The sequence below is a fragment of the Dendrosporobacter quercicolus genome (assembly GCF_900104455.1).
In the GTDB taxonomy this organism is placed as follows: Bacteria; Bacillota; Negativicutes; order DSM-1736; family Dendrosporobacteraceae; genus Dendrosporobacter; species Dendrosporobacter quercicolus.
The window spans coordinates 1,031,125-1,052,196 of record NZ_FNHB01000001.1; the positions used below are offsets into that span (position 1 = coordinate 1,031,125).

Here is a 21,072-nt window from a genome sequence, read left to right on the forward strand (position 1 = left end):
CCGTCTAATTCATGATTTTTCCAATGGCGTCATCCACACTTAATGTATCATTGATCACTTCATCAATGAGCTGTTCATATAACGCGTCATTCTCCTGCAGGGCATTGGGCTGCGGTGAGGAACCGGCGCTGGTTTGACTGGTTTTCTTCAGCCAATAATGCTCCCTGGCAAAAGGATAGGTCGGTAAGCTCATCCGTTGAGGTTTGGCATCGCTATACAGCTTGTTCCAGTCCAGGTTTAGGCCCTTGACCCAAAGCTCCAGCAATTTTCTATATTTTCCTTTACTGATCCAGGCATCCATGATTTTCGCCATATCTTCATCGTCCGCAAGCACACGCAAGGCAGCTTTATTGCTTTTGACCTGCCCCCGGTACAGAGCCTCAATGCTCTCCTCGCCAGCCACGAACTGCTGTAGCTTTTCTTCCAGTTCATTGACAGACCCCGCCAGAAAACCCAGGCGTTCTTCCATGCTTTCGCGACCTACCTGGAGCGTATAGGCCAAATTCGCCAGATTTACCCCGGATTGCACCTGAATCGCAGACAACAGCCGCCGTGCCTGTTCCTTAAGCTGTTCTTCATTCCTGGCCGACAGCACAACCAGAGCGGGGCTTTGCGCGGTAATCCTGACAGACTCTGTTTCCGGTTCCGGTGAAATGTATTCTTCCAGCACGACATGCGCGTTAACGCCCCCCGCCCCAAAGGAGGAAATGCCGGCCCGCCGCGGATACTCACGGGCTTGTCCATCAATTTCAACTACCGGCCGTTGCCAGTCCGCAAGTTCTTGCTGAACGGCAAATGGCGTTTGTTCAAACTGAATGTTGGCATTCAAACTCCGGGCGTGCAGGCTTGGGGCAATTTTTTGGTGTTTCATTTGCAGGACAATTTTAGTCAGTCCCGCAATCCCCGCCGCAGCCTCCAGATGCCCAATATTCGATTTTACAGACCCCAGAGCGCAAAATCCGTTATCCGGCGTATTTTTGCGGAAGGCCTGGGTAAGTCCGGTGATTTCAATTGGATCGCCCAGCGTCGTCCCTGTCCCGTGGGCTTCAATGCAGCTGATTGTCCGGGCATCAATTCCGGCTTTATCCAGAGCCGCCCGGATGACGTCTCCCTGGGCGGTGGGATTTGGCACCATATAGCCGTTGGTTTTACCGCCATGATTGACACTGGTTCCCCGAATGACAGCATAAATATGATCCCCATCGGCAACCGCCCCGGACAGGCGTTTAAGCAAAACGCAGCCGACCCCTTCACCGGGTACGAAGCCGTTTCCGCCCTCGCCGAAGCTTTTGCATTGTCCGTCCGTCGAAAGCATTTGCACTGCACAGAGACGGCGATAGCTGGCAGGATGAAGATACAAATTCACTCCGCCGGCAATGGCCATTTCACACTCTTGATGCTGAAGATGTTCACACGCTTCATGGATGGCCGTCAAGGAGGAGGAGCACATAGTATCGACCGGCATGCTGGGCCCCTGTAAATTTAAGAGATAGGAAATCCGGTTGGCTACCGAGCCAAATGAAGTTTGCGGAAATACTTTTTCGTCATGTTTCCATAAATCAGGTCCGTATAAATCAAAGCCGGTCTTGGTAATTCCCGCAAAAACACCGATCCGGCGGTGATAGCGGGCGGCCAGCTGCTCCCTGGTGTAGCCGGCGTCCTCCAGCACTTCCCAGCAAGCTTCAATAAACAGCCGTTCCTGCGGGTCCATACTCATCGTTTCCCGCGGCGACATATTGAAAAAGAGCGGATCAAAATCCGCAAACCCGTCAATAAAGCCGCCCCATTTGCAATAGCTTTTTCCCTGCGTCACGGCTTTATGAGGGTCAGGATGAAAAAAGCCGTCCAGAGACCAACGCTCTGCGGGAATTTCGGTGATGCAATTCTTGCCGTTTTTTAAGTTCTCCCAATATTCACCAGGGTTTTTTGCCTGCGGATAACGCCCGCTCAGGCCAATGATGGCGATGGGTTCCCGTGTTCCCTTTTCCGGTGCTGCAACGGCAGCCTCCCGGACCGGCAGCCGGCCTGCGTTTACCCCGGACGGCGCGGCAAGCTGGTCAGTCAGGCGCGGCGCTTGCTCGCCAAGGCCGGTCCACCGCGCGCAAGCTGTACGGTGGTCGGCAATAAGGTATTCGGCTAAAGCGGCCAGGGTTTGGTATTCATAAAACAAGGTTTTGGACAATTCGCCAAAAACACCGCCAAGTTTTCGGTTGATCCTGGTAATCATCATTGAATCAATCCCATAGGCTTCCAGCGGTTCGTTCTCATCTATCCCACCCACACTCAGCTTGGTAATTTCACCAAATAGGACTTTCAGCTGATAGAGCGTTTTCTCCCGCAACAGTCCCGCCTCCAGCGGAATAAAGACGGTTTGCGCCGGCGGAGCAGGCGCCTGCAGAAGCGCGTCTGTCAGGAACGCTTGCAGCCTGGACCGTTCCCCTGCCGCCACCATCACCTGATCCCGTCCGGCGGCTAAGCCCTGATAAAAGGCCCGGATGCCGGCCGGCGTCTCCATAGCGGCCAGCCCGGTGCTTTGCCGCAGCAGCTGTTCGGTTTCCCTGTCAATACGCATCCCACCCTCCTGCCATAACGGCCAGTTGATTGAGAGGGTCGGACCCTTACGTTGTCCGGCGGCTGCCAAAGCATTGCGATACCTGGCGTAAGCGTCCATAAAAGCGTTGGCGGCGGCATAGTCGGCCTGACCGGTATTGCCCAGCACGCCGGCTATTGAGGAAAAGAACACGATAAAGTCCAGCGGCAGTTCCTTGCTTGCCAGATCCAGGTTCACCAGGCCGGTAACCTTGGGGGCCAGCACGGCCTCAAGTTCATCCCTGGTTTTCTTGAGAATAAAGCTGTCCTTAATCACGCCCGCACAATGGATAATGCCATGAAGCCCGCCAAACCTCGCTTGAATACTTTCAATTAAACCGCCGACCGCTGCCCTGTGCGTAACATCGACCGCTTGGTATTCGGCCCGGGCGCCCAAGGCCGTCAATTCATTCAGCCGGGCTTGCTTGTCCGCCCCCAGCGGGGACCGTCCCGTAAGAATTAATGTTGCGCCGTTGACCTGCCGGGCAATTTCTTTGGCAAAAATCAGTCCCAAACCGCCGGTTCCGCCGGTAATTAAATAGATGCCCCCGTTCCGCCAGGGATCTGCTTCCGCGGGTGGTTCAAGCGCACGCCACCTGGCGAGCAGCCGTTTGCCGTCTTTATAGCGGATATATTCCTCCTGCGGAATTTGGCTGCTTTCCTGCAGGAGCCCAATCATTTTTTCCGCAGTTGCCTCCGGCTCCACTTCAATCAGCTGGCCGCTGAGTTTTGGATTTTCGATCCTGGCTGTTTTCAATAAGCCGGCTAATCCGGCAAAGAGCTGTCGTTCTCCTTGGCCGGAAACGACAAGCTGGACCAGCACCCGCCCCTCTTTAAGCAGCCGCTGCAGTTCCTCAAGGACCCGCACGGCATAGGTCTGAAACCGTTCCGCTATGTCTTTTTGGTCAGACTTTAAGATCAGGCAGCGTATCCCGTGCCGGCCGGCGGCAAGGCTTTGGCCGGCGGCTTCACCCGGCTCACAAAATATGGCCAGTTGCTGCTGATGATAAGTGGGGGCTGTGATTTCCCGGGCAATAGCCGCTTCCTGCCAGACAGGCTGAAGCAGCAGCGTTCCTAAAACTCCCGTCAAGCCGCCCTCGCCTTCCGGCCCGCACGCCGCGGCTTCCTTCTGCCCCGCACTAATATTTTCCTGCTGATCCGCAATCCAATAACGTTCCCCGCCAAAAGGATAGCCCGGCAGACGAATGCGGCGGGGTCTGGCGTCAGCGTAGATCCTGTTCCAGTCAACAACCAGGCCTTTGACCCAAAGGTCCAGCAATTTATCATATTTTCCGCGTTGGATCCATTTTACAACGGCTTCCTGCAATTCTTCATCTGCGGCAAAAACAGCCAGGGTTTCTTTGTTGCGTTTGAGCTGCCCCCGGTACAGTCCCTCTATGCCCGGCTGGCCGGCGATGAACCCTGTTAGTTTTTTTGTTAGTTCTTCACTGGAGTTCACGATGAAGCCTAAGCGCTCTTCCATGGCTTCCCGGCCTATCTGTAGCGTGTAGGCAATATCCGCCAGGCTTTGGTCGGCCAATTGTCCGTCTTGTATTGCGGCCAGCAATTGCCGGGCTTGCGCCTGGAGCCGCTCCTCATTCCTGGCCGACAGCACAATGATGGCCGGCTGGCGGGAGTTACCCTCAGCCAAAGGCCGTTCCAGGACCCGCGAAGGATATTCTTCGATGACCAAATGGGCATTGGTGCCGCTAAACCCGAAGGAGCTGACGCAAGCCCGTCTCCCAGTACCGCTGGGGGCTTGCCAGGGCTTAAGTTTGCTGTTGATGTAAAACGGACTGCCGTCCAGGGAAATATGCTCATTAAGGGCTTGATAATGAATGGTAGGCGGCAGCAGGCGGTGTTTTAACGCCAGTAATACTTTGATGGCCCCGGACACCCCCGCCGCTGTCAGTAAATGTCCGATATTGCTTTTCACTGACCCTAAGGCGCAATAGTTTTTCTCAGTGGTAAACGCCCGGAAGGCTGAAGTCAGCGCTTCCACTTCAATGGGATCGCCGAGTTTCGTCCCCGTTCCGTGGGCTTCCGCCAGGGAAATGGTCGCCGGATTGATATGAAAGCGTTCATAGATTTCTTTTTCCAACGCAGTTTGGGCGTTCGCACTGGGCGCGGTAATGCCATTTGTTTTACCATCCTGATTCATTCCCCAGCCGCGGATGACGCCGTAAATCGGGTCCTGATCCCGTATGGCGTCGCCGAGCCGCTTCAATAGCAGCACGCCCACCCCTTCACCGGGAACAAACCCGTTCGCGCGGGCATCAAAGGTAAAGCAGCGTCCATCCGGCGACAACATGCCGGCTTTGCCGGTCATAATGTGCATCCGGGGTCCAACGATAACGCATACGCCACCCGCCAGGGCCAGATCGCTTGTTCCAAGGATCAGGCTGTTGCAAGCTTCCGCGATCGCCACCAGCGAGGAGGAGCAAGCGGTATCTATGGCTAAACAAGGACCTTTTAAGTTTAATAAGTACGAGATGCGGGCGCTTAATATGGAAGCCGAACGCCCCATCAGTCCGTGGGCGTTTAACCCCCGGCCCGGGCCGGCCTGCCCGTAATCATTTGTTGCGCAGCCGGCAAACACGCCGCAGCGGCTGCCGGATAACGCCGCGGGGCTCAAACCGGCGTCCTCAATGCAGTGCCAGCAGCTCTGCAAAAACAACCGTTGCTGCGGGTCCATCAGTTCCGCTTCCGCCGGCGTAATATTAAAGAATAACGGCTCAAACCTGTCTGCGCCTTCCAGCACGCCCATCCATTTGCAATTGGTTTTGCCGGGAGCTTCCACATCGGGGTGGTAATAATCGTCCAGAGACCAGCGTGTGGCCGGTACTTCCGAAATGCAATCGCGGCCATCGGCCAGGTTTTGCCAAAATTCGTTCAGCGTTCCGGCCTGGGGAAATTGTCCCGCCATGCCGATAACGGCAATTCCTTCCCGGCTTTGCGCCGGGCGTTTTGCCGGCGACACCGGCAATGTTGCCGTTACCGCGGGGGTACGCCGTTCACAATTTTGTTTTTGGTCTAACAACCGCCGGATGCAATCCTCGGTTAAATCAATCATGCCTGACTGCTCGTGACTGATGACAACTTTACCGATATGCCGCCCCTGCCCTACGTATTCAAAGGCTTCTTTCATCTGATGAACCGGGTAAATCCGGGAAACTGCCGGCACTATTTCCCCCGTTTGCAGCATGGTTGTCATTATCTTAAGCAGTTCCTTTACAGCTAAATCCTCCTGTAAAATTAACCGGCGTAAATCAATGCTGTGAATGGACTGGTTCCGGACCAGTTTGGAAAGATCTAGTCTGGGACTGGTTTTCAGGGCATGGACGGCAATTTCCAAATAACGTCCGGAAGAAGCCAGACAATTTAAGCCCTTTTGGATTAGCTCACCGGACAATGTGTTTAATACAACGTCCACCCCGCGGTTATTGGTTATTTTTTTGATTTCCTGATCGAATTCCGTGGTCTGATAATTGATTGTGTAGGGAACTTCCAGTTTTCTAAGGATAGCCAGTTTTTCCGGCTTGCTTGATGTACCGTAGCAAACGCAGCCTTTTAAGCGCGCCAGTTGCAGGGCCATCAGGCCGCAGCCGCCGGTTGCGGTTTGAATGACGACGTGTTCTTTAGGCGCAAGTTTTCCGATGGTAAAAGCGTAGTAGGCCGTCAGGAATGCCACCGGCATACTGCAGGCTTCTGCAAAAGAACTATTTTTCGGTTTATGCACGGTATTGGCTGCGGGAACATTCACATAGCCGGCGTGCCCGCCCATTTGTCCGCCGGTAAGAGCCAGCACTTCATCGCCGACCTCAAATTCCGTCACCTGACTGCCCCGTCCGGTGATAACTCCCGCAACTTCAAAGCCGGGGACGAAGGGATACTCCGGCATAGTGGGATACAGGCCTTGTACGCACATGATGTCCGGAAAGTTGATTGCGGATGCTTTCACCTGGATCGTAACTTCGGTCCCGGCCGCTGCCGGCGGCCGCCATTGCCGGAGAGCTAATTCATTTAGGGAATGTACGGTTGAAAGCACCAGACCATAAGGCTCACCCGGCCTGGCAACAGCCGCCTGCCGAGGCTTTGTCCCGCCACCGGCGGCAGTTTGTCCGTCACCGATTGGCACGCGGGTTATTTCCTGTAGATCAAGCCGCACTGCGGCTTCTACGGGCCTCGGCGCCGGGCTGCCCGGGAGCGGCAGATTTTGCTTCTCCAGTTCTTTGGCCAGGTAGCTGGAAAACTCGCAAATTGTGGGATAGTCGTAAACTTTGGTTGCCGGAATGGAAATTTGATACCGTTTATTGACCGCCCTGATCCATTCAACCCCAATAATCGAATCCAGTCCCAAATCAATAAATTTGGCATCCACATCAACCTCTTCCCGCGGCATATACAGGGACTGAGCCAGGCTTTCCTGCAGCTCCGCCTGCAATGCTTGCAGCGGGATGGCGGCAACCGCCGTTCGAACCTGCGCCGCCGCCGGCACGTCCCCGGCGGCGGATTGAGCCTCCCCCGCCGCAATGGCCAAGGCGGCCCCGCCAGCAAGGGGCACGGCAAAATTGTAGGAACTGGCGGCTGGGTCCGGCCTGACCGGCGGTTGGGCATCATCCGGTAAAGACCGTAATACAATCCCGTTCGGTTTGCCGCCGGCGGATAAGGGCGGGCTGAACTGCCGCCCGGAGGGGGCAATGCTCTGACAATCAAAAGAATGCGTTGCGGCCGCGGCTCTCCCTTTACCGCATTGTGCTGCGCCTTGAGGCGCCCAATAGCGTTTCCGGGCAAAAGGATAGGCCGGCAGGCTCAGCCGCCGGGGTTTGGCGTCACGGTAAAGCTTGTTCCAGTCAACCGCCAGTCCCTTGACCCAAAGCTCCAGCAGTTTGGCGTATTTGCCGCGTTGAATCCATTTTTCAACAGCCTCCCGTAATTCTTCATCCGCGACAAAAACAGCCAGGGCCTCTTTATTGCGTTTGACCTGACCCCGGTACAAATTTTCAATTATTTCCAGACCATCGGCAAACGCCGCCAGTTTTTGTTTCAGTTCTTCCACGGAGCCCGCGATTAAGCCCAAACGCTCCTCCATGGCTTCGCGCCCGACCTGGAGCGTATAAGCGATATCGGCCAGGCTGCTGTCGGAAAACTGTCCTTCCTGTATCGCAGCCAGCAATTGCCGGGCCTTGGCCTGGAGCTGGTCTTCCTGCCTGGCCGACAGCACAATGATGGCGGGGTTTTGCCTGGTGACGGTGCGTGGCTGCTCCTTGGGGATATACTCGGCGATGATGATATGGGCATTGGATCCTCCGGCTCCAAAAGACGAAATGCCCGCAATCCGCGGATACTCTTTGGCGTCTCCGTTGCGCTTAACCACCGGCCGGCTCCACTGGGCAAGTTCCTGCTGAACAACAAAGGGCGTATTGCTGAAATCAATGTTGGGGTTCAGTACCTTAGCGTGCAGCGAAGGCGCCAGTTGACCATGCTGGAGCTGCAGCAGCACTTTCGTCACCCCGGCAATTCCCGCCGCGCTCTCGCAGTGCCCAATATTGGATTTGGCCGAGCCGAGGGCGCAGAACTGTTTATCTTTCGTGTATTCTTCAAAGGTCTTCGTCAAACCGGCAATTTCAATAGGATCCCCCAAAGAGGTGCCGGTGCCGTGGGCCTCGATATAGCTGATTACGCGGGGATCGATCCCGGCTTCCTTGATTGCCCGCCGGATGACGCTAGCCTGGGCATTGGGATTGGGGACAGTGTAGCCGTTGGTTTTCCCCCCATGATTGACAGCCGTTGCTTTAAGAACGCCGTAGATGTGATCCCTGTCGGCAACCGCCTGGACCAGCGGCTTTAACAGTACCGCCCCTACCCCTTCTCCCGGCACATAACCGTCGCCCCCTTCGCCGAAGCTTTCGCACCGGCCTTTACTCGACACAAACTTGCCCTGGGCGAGAAACAGATATTTGTTGGGATGGATGGAAACATTTACGCCACCGGCAATTGCCAGCTCGCAGTCGCCCCGCTGCAAACTCTGGCAGGCCAGGTGAATTGCCGTCAGCGAGGAAGAGCACATCGTATCCACAGCCATACTTGGTCCATGAAAATTACAAAAATGGGACACCCGGTTGGCGATTGACGACGGATTTCCCCAAAGCGCCAGCGGCCGGCCCTGAATTTGCTCCTGGGCTGCGTAAAGCTGGTATTCTTCATACATCACTCCTGCAAAAACACCGACATTGCCCTGCATACCGGAGCTTTGATAGCCGCTGAGCGTTTCCCGGGTATAGCCGGCATCCTCCAGGGTTTCATAAACGCACTCTAAAAACAGGCGTTCCTGCGGGTCCATCAGTTCCGCTTCCCGCGGTGAAATGTTAAAGAACAGCGGATCAAACTGGTCCACGCCGCTGAGAAAGCCGCCCCATTTGCTGTAGCTTTTCCCCGGCCTGCTTTTATCTTCATCAAAATACAGGCTGTGATCCCAGCGGCTTGGGGGAATTTCCGTAATACAATCCTTGCCGTCCCGCAGATTTTTCCAGAACTCGCGGAGATTTTTCGCCTGGGGATAGCGACCGGAAACGCCAATAACGGCAATATCCAAAGCCCCGGATTTTGCTTGCGGTGCTTCGCTGCGCCAGGACGTAAAGCGAGACCGCCTGCGGCTGCGAAGGTCTGGCTCCCCGGACTCGTCCATAACGACAGGGACGGCGTCCGGCTGCGCTTTTTCTTCAAGCCCCAGTAGTTCCAGCAGCTTACCCGGATAAGCCGCAAGAAAATATCCGGTTAATTCGCCAATATTCTGGTATTCAAAAAATAGTGTTTTCGACAACGGTCCAAATACCTTCTCTAATTGATCCGTCAATTGCAAAATCATGATCGAATTAATGCCAAATTTGTCCAATGGCGCATCGGCTTCGATCCGCTGTACCGGCAGCTTAGTGGCTGCGGAAAGCAATTTTTGGAAATAGTTTACAGCTCTTTCCCGGAGTAAGTCCGGTTCAACGGATTGCCCCGCTTGCGCTTCCTGCCTTGCCGGGGCTTCCGCCCGGACGTTCGCTGTGGATGGCTGCCCCAAAAATGTCGTCCGGATTTGTTCGCGATTTCCTTCCAGCACCATGACCTGACTTTCACCGCACCCCAATCCCTGATACAAGGCCTGAATGCCGGTGGCCGTCTGCATGGCGACCAGCCCGGTTTGCTGCGTCAGCCGCTGCTCTGTCGCCGCGTCGATACGCATGCCGCCTTCCTGCCACAGCGGCCAATTGATAGACAGGGTTTGGCCCCCTCGCTCTTTTAATGTCACCAAAGTATTGCGATATTCGGCATAAGCATCCATAAAAGCATTGGCGCACGCGTAATCCGCTTGCCCGGCATTGCCAAAGGCTCCTGCTACCGATGAAAAGAGGGCAAAGAAGTCCAGACTTTCAGTCTTGCTCGCCTGATCCAGATTGACCAGACCGGTGACTTTCGGCGCCAGTACTGCTTGCAGTTCTTCCCCGCTTTTCTTGATGAGGAAATTGTCTTTAATCACGCCGGCACTGTGGATGATGCCATGGAGGCCGCCGAAATTCTCCCGGATGGTTTGGATCAAGCCGACAACCGCTTGCGGTTGGGTCACATCAACCTGTTGATAGACAGCCCGCACGCCTAAAGCCTCCAGTTCTTTCAACTGCGCTTCTTTCACTGCAGGAAGCGGCGACCGGCCGGCAAGAATCAGGGTCGCGGCCTTGACTTTCCGCGCAATTTCCCGGGCAAACAGAACCCCCAGTCCGCCGGCGCCGCCGGTAATTAAATAGACCCCCTGATCTTTCCAGGGGATCGTTTCCGCCAAAGCTTCTATTTCGCTCCAGACAGCAACAGAACGCCTGCCCTCCTGATAGCGGACATGATTATCCCCGGGGCTCAGGCTGTTTTCCTGTAGTTTATTGATTATGCTTGCCGCATCATCCTGTAATTCTGCTTCGATCAACTGACCGGTAAACTTCGGGTTTTCTAATTGCGCCGTTTTTAACAGGCCGGCCAGGCCGGCGAAGAGGCGCTGCTCCCCTTGGCCGGGAACCGCAAGCTGAACCAGCGCCTGTCCGTTTGCTTGTGTTTTCAGAATGCGGTGAACTTCCTCCAACAGCTGAAGCGCGTAGCTTTGGAACCGTTCCGCGATGCTTTCCCGCTCCGCCTGCAGCGTTATGCAGCGTACCCCGTCCATTTCTCTTTCCACGCTGTCCGAATTTATGCCCGCCACTTCACAAAGCATGACCACATGCTGCGTATAGCCAGGAACTGCCGCTGTTTCGGCAACGGCCTGCTCCTGCCAGCAAGGCTTCAGCAGCAGAGTCCCGGCCTCGGCCGGAAATGCCGGGCCGGTCTCTCTGTCCGGAACCCTTGTTGAAAATCCTGTGATTCGCACGCAGACATTCCCCTGCTCGTCGCACAGATCAACATCCGCTTTCCGCAGCCTGGTTCCGGCTTTATCGCCGGCGCTGCGACGGACGAACGCCCACATAGCGGACGGGCAGGGACGAAACATTTCAAGTTCCTGCAGCGCAAAGGGCAGGGCTAGCTTGAAATCGCCGGAATTGAGCAGTAAAATTGCCTGAAAAGCCGCATCCAGCAGGCTGGGATGAAGCAAAAACAGGTCTTTCGTATCAAAGACCGCGGCAGGCAGGGCTAGCTTGGCCAGCAATTGCTCCTGGCCGGCCGCTGCCTGCTCGATTCCCCGATGTCCCGGCCCATAGTCAAGCCCTATCGCTGTAAAGGCTGTATAGCATTGATCGGAACTCAGACAATTTTGACTGCACCGGGCCTGCAGGTCCTTAAGCTCCAGGACCGGCATTTCAGTCATCGCTCCCAGTTCCGCCTTGCCGTGACTGTAAATGACCGGTTCATCATCATTTTTTTCGCCCTTGCCGTAAATTTCAAAGGCAATGTCTCCATTGTCTTCCGGATAAAGGCCGATGTGGATCTCAAGCGGTTGTTCGCCAACGACCACGGGCCTGGCCCAAATTACGTCTTTGAGCCTTAGCCGCGTCTGTTTTTGCGCCAGGTCTCCGACTGCCTGGGCAACTGCCGCCCGCGCCATTTCCAGGCAGGCGGCGCCCGGCAGCAGCTTTTCCCCTTTTACCAGGTGATGCGCCAGAAAAAACTCCCGGCCGTTAAAAATCGAACTATAGCGTTGTTCAGCTAAATCAGAGGTATTGCGCTGCAGTAAAGGATGTGTTGAGGCCGGCAGGCTGCTGATGATTGGGTTGCAGGCCACTGCATCGCTGTCGGCGATCCAGTGGCGCTCCCTGGCAAAAGGATAGGTTGGCAGGTTAATCCGCTGCGTTTTGTTTTCCGAAAAAATCATCTGCCATTCAGGATTATAGCCGGCTACGTACATTTCGGCCAGCGCCATAAGATGATCGCCATATTCCTTCTCATTCTTTGCTTTATTTGTCCGCAGCTTTTTGGTGATCACCTTTTCCAGCTCGGCAAAGTAAGGACGTATTTCCTTCCCTTTGACGGTATGACTTGCTTTAAAATAGCCTTCTGCTGCTCCTTTTTCCAGAACTTGCTGTAATTTTTCCCGTAATTCCTGCCCATTTCCGACTAAAAAAGCCGACCTTAGCTCAAAATGCTCCCTGCCGAACAGCAAGGTCATACTAATATCCCCCAGTTTATGTTCGCGCCCATTCCCTTCCAGCCAATGCAGTAAATCTTGTTCCTTCCGTCGCAAAGCTTGTTCAGTTTTAGCGGTTAAGCAAATTAAATAATAGGGCAGCATTCTGTCGGCCGGCCTGGAGATGTCCGGGGCTTCTTCCAGAATTATATGGGCGTTGGCGCCGCCAAAGCCAAAGGAGCTGACGCCGGCGCGCCGGGGAAAAGCCGGCTTGTTTTCTGCTTCCGGCCGGTTCCAGTCTTGTAATTGCTGTACAAAGTAAAACGGGCTGTTTTCGCTGGCAATACGATGATTTAACTGTTTGAAATGCTGGAGTCCGGGCAATTGTCTGTATTTCATCGCCAACAGTACTTTCATTACCCCGGCAATGCCGGCTGCGGCTTCCAGATGGCCGATGTTCGTTTTGGCCGACCCCAAGCCGCAGTAGCCGCTGTCTAAAGCTGTCCCCGCTTCTGAGGAAAGGGTTGAAAATGCCTTTACCAGTCCCTGAAACTCCATTGGGTCTCCCTTGGGAGTTCCGGTTCCGTGGGTTTCGACATAGCTGATGCTTTCAGGTTCAACCTTTGCATTCCTGCAGGCCTCGGCAATAACCGCTGCCTGAGCGTCAGGGTTGGGATAGGTTAACGTATGGGTTTTGCCGTTATGGTTGACGGCGCTTCCCTTGAGAATACCATGAATGCAATTACCGTCGGCAATCGCTTGCGCCAGCGGCTTAAGCAAAATTACGCCGGCGCCTTCACTTCGCACATAGCCGTCGGCGCTTTCATCAAAAGTTTTACAAGAACCGGTTGGCGACAACATGCCGGTTTTGGAAAAAGAGATATGGCGGGTAGGTGTTAATAGGAGATTAATCCCCCCCGCGATGGCCAAGCCGCACTCTCCTAGCTTTAAAGCCTGGAGGGCGGAATGAATGGCGAACAGCGAACTGGCGCAGGCGGCATCAATCGGAAAACTGGGTCCTTTAAAATCGAAGTAATTGGAAACACGATTTGCAATTACCGCCGAAGCTGTTCCGGTAGAATGGTAGGTTTCAATCGTACGAAAATTTTTTTCCTGCAATTCTTTATAGTCGAAATTAAAGACCCCAATATAAACGCCGACATTTTTTCCCGCTAACTGCGCCGGGCAAACCGCCGCATCCTCCAGGCAAGACCAGGTGAGTTCCAGCATAATCCTTTGCTGTGGGTCCATGGCTTCGGCTTCCCGGGGCGAAATGCTGAAAAAACCGGCGTCAAAATCGCCCACTGCTTCAATGAATCCGCCCCACTTGCTATTGCTTTTATTGATTTCGGTTTTCGGCTCTCCCCAAAAGGCTGTCCAGTCCCAGCGCTCCCGGGGAATTTCCTGAATAACGGATCGTCCCTCTCTGAGATTTTGCCAAAACTGTTCATAATTTTGCGCTCCGGGGAATCGGCCTGCCATACCGATAACGGCTATATCTGTTTGCTTTTCCGGCAAGAGCTTGCTTTGGGGCTCCTGATCTTTTTCCATAACAGGTTGTTTATTCATAGCCATCTCCTTTCTTCATGTCGAATTGAAGGATGTTCAGTCAAAGTTACCTTTAAATATTAAGCATTGCCATTGCAAGAATGTATGCATTGTTGATGTCACCAGCTGAAAAACAATACAAAGCTATTTGAAATACTTTTTGTATTTCAAATAGCTTTGCTTATAACAACTTAGAAATTTTAACGCGCCTCCACAGCTAAAATTTCAAAAGCATTTCCTCTTGTGCTTTATTATACCATTTTTGTTTTATTATACCATTTATTATTGGTTAATGTTGTGTAAAATGGATCTTTTTTTAGACCAATTTCTCATTATCTATCTATAATTAGTGTTAACAAATTATTTACCTCCTTCATGTCATAAAATGACAAATTATACAAAATTTAGTTGATAAAATAAGGCTTACATCCCTAGTACTGCACCAATCTTTTGGTTGACAGCCGGTTATATCCGTTATAACTTGTTCAGTCGCTTGCTGTTTTTACAGGCTATCATTGACTATCTGAGCCGAGTCATGTACACCGAGGATGAATGGCGTGACATAAACCTGTATCGAAAAGTTTGTGCAAAAATAACCACGCGCTATGACGTAACAAGTGACAGCAACAATACGATCTTTCAGGTAATTATTTCAATAAAGCATAAAAAAACATGCGATAGGGATTGCATTCTTTGTAAGGAGGGAATAAATTTGGACGAGTGGTATGTTTTTCGCACCATAAGTGGAAAAGAAGAAACAACCTCATTGATATGCAAAAAAATGTTTTCACAATGTAAAATTATTAATCCCAAAAGAAAAGTCTATTGGCGAAAAAGCGGCAATACGATAACCACCATCAGGCCCTTGTTTGAAGGATACTTATTCGCAGCAACAGACAGAAAAAACATTGAAGAGTTTGATTATCTGTTACGTAAGCACAGAATGGGTATTGGTTGGCTGGTTTACAGTGCAGGCTCTCTGCTGCCCATATTCCCTGAAGAAAAGCAGTTAATTCAAAAACTGATAGGCAATGAAGGAATTGTTGAGATCAGCGAAGTAAAAAAGGTTCAAAATCAAATTCAAATTGTCAATGGGCCGTTGTTAGGCTTGGAGGGAATCGTAACAAACTATTCTCGCCGAAACCGGCGCGTTACGGTAGAAGTTCCCATATTGCAAGAGAAAAAACAGATTGAACTGGGCGGTATCTTAGTAAACCCTAATAGGCCGGGTTGAAAGTTGATCCGCTTACTTGCCAAATAAGGCGATAATCCGTTCTTTAACCTCCGGCTGGTGAAACGTATGATCATGCATGACCAGTTCTTGTTCAATCACCTTGGAAAGCTCCGCCCGGATGGACGAAACCAAATGATCTTTCAGCGTGATCAATGAAAGTCGTGGTTTTTCAGCGATTTGCCGGGCCAGTTCAAGAGCATAATTCAATACTTCCCCCCTGGGCAGAACCGGAAAGGGAATTCCACGTTTTTCAAGTTCAGCGCCGCGGTAATTACCAGCGTTCAGCAACATTTCTTCCGCCAGGCTAAACCCCAATTTCTTAGGTAAAATATAGGTGGCGCCCATTCCCGGCGTAAACCCGTATTTCATGAAATTGGTCGTATAAACACTTTCCCGGCTCAATATAACAAAATCGGCAAACAAACCTAAAGCCAAACCTCCACCGATCCCATGGCCCTGCATGGCGGAAATGACCGGGATCTTACACTCTAAAGCCAGACTGTAGAGGTTGGTCTCAGTAAAATTGACCTTGCCTTTATGAATAGCCAATAATCCCTCCTGGGTTCCACCTGATGCAAAATAGCTGTCATATCCGGTCAGAATCACTACTTTATAGCTTGCATTGGCCTGGATTGCCGCAAACGCTTCGATAAGGCCAATGGTTAATTCATCGGAGAATGTGTTTTTATGTACCCGCTCCTGCATGGTTACTTTGACGATGCCCGGTTCGATTTGCTGTACATTCACCACAGATTGTGTCATCGTTTTCTCTCCTAACTGAAAATGAGATTGATCAATCCTCCCAGGGAAAGTGTCCTGTTTCCACATACCGATAAATCCGCTCACGGTTGCGAGAGTCGGAAAAAACCTCCAGATTGGCGGCCAAAGCGAATGACTTTGACTGCTGGAGCGAAGCATCCAGTTGGTTCACGTACCGTTTATAGCGCGAAATACCTGCTTTGGGCAAACGTCTAAGCCGCAGCAAATGCTTGCGCAGCAAAGCTTCACTCTGAACCTCACAGGCATCCACCAAGCCCCAGTGATGTGCCTGCTGAACCGAAACCGGCTGGGTCATCAGCGTCAAATAATTGGCTTTCTGGTAGCCAATCCGCCGAATGAGAAACGGCAAAACGCAAGCCGGCAAAAGCCCGAACAGCAGTTCCGACAAACTAAATTGTGCGGTCTCATCAGCCAGCACCATATCACTGGCGGCGGCAAAGCCGACCCCGCCGGCATTGGCCTTGCCCCGGACATGGGATATGGTAATGTACGGTCCGGTCGCTAATTTCAGCCAAAGCTCATATAAAGGCTCCGGCCTCTGCTCATTTTGTAGTCCGCTGGCCATTTGCCGGTGCATCTCCTGAAAATCAGCCCCAAAGCAAAAAACCTCAGGCAAACCCTCTAACACGACGACAGTAATCGATTCTTCACATAATTCCAGCGCCTGACGGCATTCCTCAATCAGGCGGCTATTGATGGTATTATTGCTCTCAGGACGATAAAGCTGCAAAAAACACACCGGTTCCTGCCAACGAACCCGAATGGTCTGATAACTCATGACAGCCACCTGTATTGCCGGTGAAACTCACGAATTTCGTCCAGATATAACCGCTCCTTTCCTTTGCCTGAAGCCAAAACACCGGGAACCAGCTCAAAATCCAGCTTGGCATTGCGAGTGCCGAATTTGACTACGCCGCTGCCGCGCAGTAAGTCCTCGTACTCCTGCATGGACAATTGATAGCGTTCGTTTAATTGCTTCTCGATCCCAAAGCGGCGCTGGCGCTCCTGACCTTGCGCCGTGGCGACGCCGCTATAAAACTCGGAACAACAACCCGATCCGTAGGAAAAACAACCGATACGCTTGAGCGTATCAAACCGACCGTTATCGATCGTGCTCGCCAAAGACAGGAATACGGTGCCGCCCATGATGTTTCCCACCCGCTGGCAGTAGAGCAATCCCGGTACTACCCGCTGCTGGAAATCCTCATCAATCTCTGCAGGCTTAGCCTGGCTCATCTTGCGCATCATCGTACGATGCGCGCCTTTTACCATGCCGCCAAAAGGCGTGTGAAAGCCAAGGTAATGAAAGGTCTCCCGGTAGTCTACGCCGGTTACCCGTTTTTGGTATTCCTCAAAGGCCTGCTCGCAGCAATCCAGGTATGACAATAGGGATAAATCCGCATCGCCGGCCTCGCTGTCCGGGACCGGCCGGCACGTATCCATCACTTCATAGCCATAATAACCGTTGGCTCCTACATCCACCTGAAACACATAGGGAGCTTCACTGACCAGAATGGCTACTGCGCCTGCGCCGCCGCTTGGCTCTGCGAAGGACCAGTCGGCGGTCAACGCCTCTCCCCCGTCAACGACCATAAACCTTGAAATATCCGTGGTTATCACCAGGGCTTTGGCGCCTGGTGAAACCTGCGACAAAATAAAATTAACCGCCATCTGAAATCCGGCAGTGCCTGAATAGCAGGCTTGCTTGATTTCAAATAGACGGCAGTTCCGGTTGAGACCCAAGTATTGATGAATATACGTACTCAGTGATTTTCCAAAATCAATGCCCGATTCGGTGCAGGTAATTAATAGCTCAATCCGGTCTTTCTCTGCTTCCGAAAGCGAGTCGATTAATGGCTTGGCCGCATTGACCCCATAGGTGACCGGATCTTCATAGGGCAGGGCAACAGCCTTTTCTTTCATTAACAGATTCTCAAATCTGGTCGTATCCAATTGGCGATGTTGAGCGAGCCTCATTACATCTAAATAGGCTGTACCGCCAAAAACATTCATCGCTTCAATTCCTACTGGAATCATCATCATTCCTCCCCCGGTAAAATGATTGTCCTATTTTTACACACCTATAGACCTATCGCTCCCGCCAACTCCGGCTTAGTAAGGCCGTTATCAGGCTCTGTTAGGCCGAAACTCCTGCTGCAGCTCCTCATCTTACAGCTAAAGGTCCCGCTTCTCTTTTAATCCGCTGAACCAAACCGGTTAACACTCTGCCTGTTCCAAGCTCTTCAAATTCCATCTCCCCAAGACTCAGCAAATAGCGTATACTCTCCGTCCAGTTAACCGGATGTGTAATCTGGTCAACTAGGTTCTGTTTAATCTCAGTTTGTCGATAGGGCCTGGCATGAACATTGGAAATTACGGGAATGTTTAATTCAGAGAAAGTAATTGCCTGTAAGAAAGCTGCAAATTCCTGTTTAGAGCTTTCCATATAGCGGGAATGAAAAGCGCCGCTGGTTTTTAACGGGACAAACAGCTGGACCTCTTTCATCCCCTCAAAAATAGGTTTTGCAGCATCTATATCGGTTTTCAAACCGGAAATGACAATTTGCGCAGGACTGTTATAATTCGCAAGATCGATACTCTCTAAATTGTACCGCTGTAAAGCAGCGGCAATTTGCTGTTCATTTAACCCAATCACAGCGGCCATCCCTCCGCCGGTAGCCAGACTCATCAGTTCTCCTCTCTTTTTGACAAGGATCAGGCCTCTTGCAAAATCAAATCCACCCGCCGCAAGGATCGCATTATATTCTCCCAGGCTGTGACCGGCGACAAAATCCGGTTTTCTCCCGGTTTCTTTGATTCTTTTCAAGTAACTAAGCGCATTCACAACATATAGCGCCGGCTGCGTATATTGCGTCTGACTTAAATTGCCGTTTGGGTCTTCCAGACAAAGTTCTTTAATAGAATATCCCAGAATCTCATCGGCTTGCGCTGTTAATTCCTTAAATTCGTCAAATAACCCCCCACCCATTCCTTTAGCCTGAGAACCCTGACCGGGAAAAATATAAGTAAGCATTTTTTTATCCCCTTTCCTATTTTAATGATAAACACCACGCTTACGATTTATTGTCATTTCTTAAAATTTTTTCAACTTTGCCATCTCCTGGTCGAACGGAGTCAAGATGTCATAAAATTGTGATGCAGACCCTTTCGCCAAGCTATATTTCACAAAGTTGGCCAATGTGCCGGAAGGTCCCAAATCAATATAGCGAAAATGCATGTGTTCTTCAAGTTTCAGTATGGTTCTTTGAAACAGGACCGGTTGTCTGACAATATCCCAAAAAAACTCTGGGCGGATATCCGTAATACGGTCACTCAACAAGCATGAAATCATTGGTATTTTAGGTTTTCCAAAGGACTTTTTATATAGGAATTTTTTGTATTCACCTCCTGCCGGCTGAATGTTTTGGGAATGAAATCCATAACCAACAGGAAGTACAAAATGGGGTATTCTTTGCAGCTGTAAATATTTTTCAATATTTAATTGATGTCGATGATCGCCGGCAATGACAAAATGAGAGGAATAATTCACAGCAGCCAGTTCCAGGCCGCAAAAATTGTCAGCGGCTTGATGCAACAGCTTCAGATTGTGAAGGATTGCGATCATGCTTCCGGTTTGACAATGCCTTTCAATTACCGCCGCTTGCTCTAGAATACAAATTAAAGCGTCTTCCGGTGCAACAACCCCGGCGACTGCCGCCGCGGCAAACTCGCCTAAACTTGCGCCCAATACATAATCAGGCTCAATTCCGCGTTCAATCAATACGCGGGCTAAAGAGTATTCCACCATAAAAATCCCCGGATGGGTGTATAACAGGGGTTTAAAGCTATCCGCCTTGCTTTTGGTCTGATTGTAAATTTCGTCAATCATTGAAAGGCCGGAGTATTGGTACGCGATGTCATTTAATTTGGTTAGCCAGTGTCTAAATACGGCATTTTGCCGATACAACTCTTTACCCATGTGATAATACTGCGACCCTTGACCTGAGAACATAAAAACAATGGGTTTGTTCAATAAGCATCACCCTTTCTCATTGATAAAGCTAAACCAACCGGGATGCATGGACCTAATCAACTTTGGAATTATTTGACATTTGATGTAATTATTGCTACAATTTTCACATTAAATTGTGTTCTTATTTGCGAAACTGTTAAAAAAAGGTGAAGCTGATGACTAGCGTTCAAGTATACCAGTTGTATCTTCAATCCTTATCCTTTAAAAACTATTGCTATATCATTGTTGATACAGCAACAAATCTAACAGCCATCATTGATCCGGCCTGGGAATTAGATACTATCGAATTGGCTCTGAATAAACTGAATGCAAAGTTAGTTATGATTTTGTTAACTCATTCCCATCCCGACCATGTCGACCTTGTTCATCCACTGTTAGAAAAATATCAGACGCAGGTTGTAATGTCAGCCAAAGAAATTAATTTCTATGGCTTTTCCTGCAAAAACTTAACGCCAATAGAAAACAATGATTTTCTTAAACTCGGCAATACTATGATAAAGTGCCTTTTAACGCCCGGCCATACGGCCGGCAGTGTGTGTTTTCTTGTCTCAGACAGCTATTTGTTTACCGGGGATACAATATTCATTGAGGGGTGCGGCATCTGTAACACAGACGGTGGAAATGCTGAGGAAATGTATCATAGCATCCAGATGATTAAAAAGACTGTCCCGCCGGATATACTTGTTTACCCCGCTCATTCTTACGGAAAAAAACCAGGCTATCCTTTAAGCTACCTTTTTAAGGAAAATATTTATTTCCAAATTAATAAACTGGAGCATTTTATAGCATTCCGGATGCGGAAAAACCAACCCAACCCATTACAATTTTATTAATGGCCTGTGATTTAGCAATCGGTAAACATAGACTGAGCAAACTAAGGAACCTCTCGCTTAAGATTCATCTTAAACAAGAGGTTCCTTAGGAAAAGCCGGAAAAACGATAAAAAAGCATAAAGAACCATTGGGGCGTAAACACCCCCAGTTAATACAAAACTATGACTTTCCCAAGTTTCGTTTCGCGCCTCCGCAAAATTAACCTAAAGAAATTTTTCGTTTGCTACAATCCAGTTTTATACATATTATACATATAATGTATATATTTTGCAATACCTGTAATGTAAAATATATGATTTTCCGGGTTGAAATATCAAAAGCAACCCGAAAATCTAAAAATATTCTTTGGCAAATCGCCCGCTTGGACACTTGGGGACGTTCCTTTTTCGCTTGGACACTTGGGGACGTTCCTTTTTTGGCAACCTCTTCAATAGTGTCAAAAAAGAACGCTCGGCGCCTCCTTTTG

At 50.8% G+C, this 21,072-nt stretch carries 8 protein-coding genes; 2 read left to right on the forward strand and 6 right to left on the reverse strand.

The window, feature by feature from the left end; genetic code table 11:
• Window positions 1-4 precede the first annotated feature (4 nt).
• A complete protein-coding gene (locus BLR06_RS19740; protein WP_217636828.1) occupies window positions 5-13,747 on the reverse strand; it encodes an SDR family NAD(P)-dependent oxidoreductase in 13,743 nt (4,580 codons plus the stop codon).
• 691 nt (window positions 13,748-14,438) lie between these two features.
• Between BLR06_RS19740 and BLR06_RS04805 the strand changes: the two genes are divergently transcribed.
• Window positions 14,439-14,960: a transcription termination/antitermination NusG family protein gene (locus tag BLR06_RS04805; protein WP_092068997.1), complete on the forward strand. Its 522-nt coding sequence runs from the start codon at window positions 14,439-14,441 to the stop codon at window positions 14,958-14,960.
• 12 nt (window positions 14,961-14,972) lie between these two features.
• Here the strand turns inward: BLR06_RS04805 and BLR06_RS04810 are convergent, their stop codons facing one another.
• From BLR06_RS04810 to BLR06_RS04830, 5 genes are all read right to left on the reverse strand, one after another.
• Complete coding sequence (locus tag BLR06_RS04810; RefSeq protein WP_092068999.1) at window positions 14,973-15,722, reverse strand: polyketide synthase; 750 nt, start codon at window positions 15,720-15,722, stop codon at window positions 14,973-14,975.
• Between the two features lie 31 nt (window positions 15,723-15,753).
• A complete protein-coding gene (locus BLR06_RS04815; protein WP_092069002.1) occupies window positions 15,754-16,518 on the reverse strand; it encodes an enoyl-CoA hydratase/isomerase in 765 nt (254 codons plus the stop codon).
• On the reverse strand, window positions 16,515-17,783 hold the full coding sequence (locus BLR06_RS04820; RefSeq protein WP_281242262.1) for a hydroxymethylglutaryl-CoA synthase family protein: 1,269 nt from the start codon (window positions 17,781-17,783) through the stop codon (window positions 16,515-16,517). Before BLR06_RS04820 ends, BLR06_RS04815 begins: the two co-directional genes overlap by 4 nt.
• 121 nt (window positions 17,784-17,904) lie before the next feature.
• Window positions 17,905-18,774: an ACP S-malonyltransferase gene (fabD, locus tag BLR06_RS04825; protein ID WP_092069008.1), complete on the reverse strand. Its 870-nt coding sequence runs from the start codon at window positions 18,772-18,774 to the stop codon at window positions 17,905-17,907.
• Between the two features lie 60 nt (window positions 18,775-18,834).
• Window positions 18,835-19,752 (reverse strand): acyltransferase domain-containing protein, encoded by a 918-nt coding sequence (locus tag BLR06_RS04830; RefSeq protein ID WP_255319492.1) that lies wholly within the window; start codon window positions 19,750-19,752, stop codon window positions 18,835-18,837.
• A gap of 176 nt (window positions 19,753-19,928) precedes the next feature.
• On the opposite strand from BLR06_RS04830, the gene BLR06_RS04835 reads away from it, so the two are divergent.
• On the forward strand, window positions 19,929-20,606 hold the full coding sequence (locus BLR06_RS04835) for an MBL fold metallo-hydrolase (protein WP_092069014.1): 678 nt from the start codon (window positions 19,929-19,931) through the stop codon (window positions 20,604-20,606).
• The last annotated feature ends 466 nt before the right edge of the window (window positions 20,607-21,072 follow it).

Excerpts from the sequence above, each read along its gene's own strand:
- BLR06_RS19740 (WP_217636828.1), bottom strand. The coding sequence starts at position 13,747 with ATGAATAAACAACCTGTTATGGAAAAAGATCAGGAGCCCCAAAGCAAG.
- BLR06_RS04810 (WP_092068999.1), bottom strand. The coding sequence starts at position 15,722 with ATGACACAATCTGTGGTGAATGTACAGCAAATCGAACCGGGCATCGTC.
- BLR06_RS04815 (WP_092069002.1), bottom strand. The coding sequence starts at position 16,518 with ATGAGTTATCAGACCATTCGGGTTCGTTGGCAGGAACCGGTGTGTTTT.
- BLR06_RS04820 (WP_281242262.1), bottom strand. The coding sequence starts at position 17,783 with ATGATGATGATTCCAGTAGGAATTGAAGCGATGAATGTTTTTGGCGGT.
- fabD (WP_092069008.1), bottom strand. The coding sequence starts at position 18,774 with ATGCTTACTTATATTTTTCCCGGTCAGGGTTCTCAGGCTAAAGGAATG.
- BLR06_RS04830 (WP_255319492.1), bottom strand. The coding sequence starts at position 19,752 with ATGTTCTCAGGTCAAGGGTCGCAGTATTATCACATGGGTAAAGAGTTG.
- BLR06_RS04835 (WP_092069014.1), top strand. The coding sequence starts at position 19,929 with ATGACTAGCGTTCAAGTATACCAGTTGTATCTTCAATCCTTATCCTTT.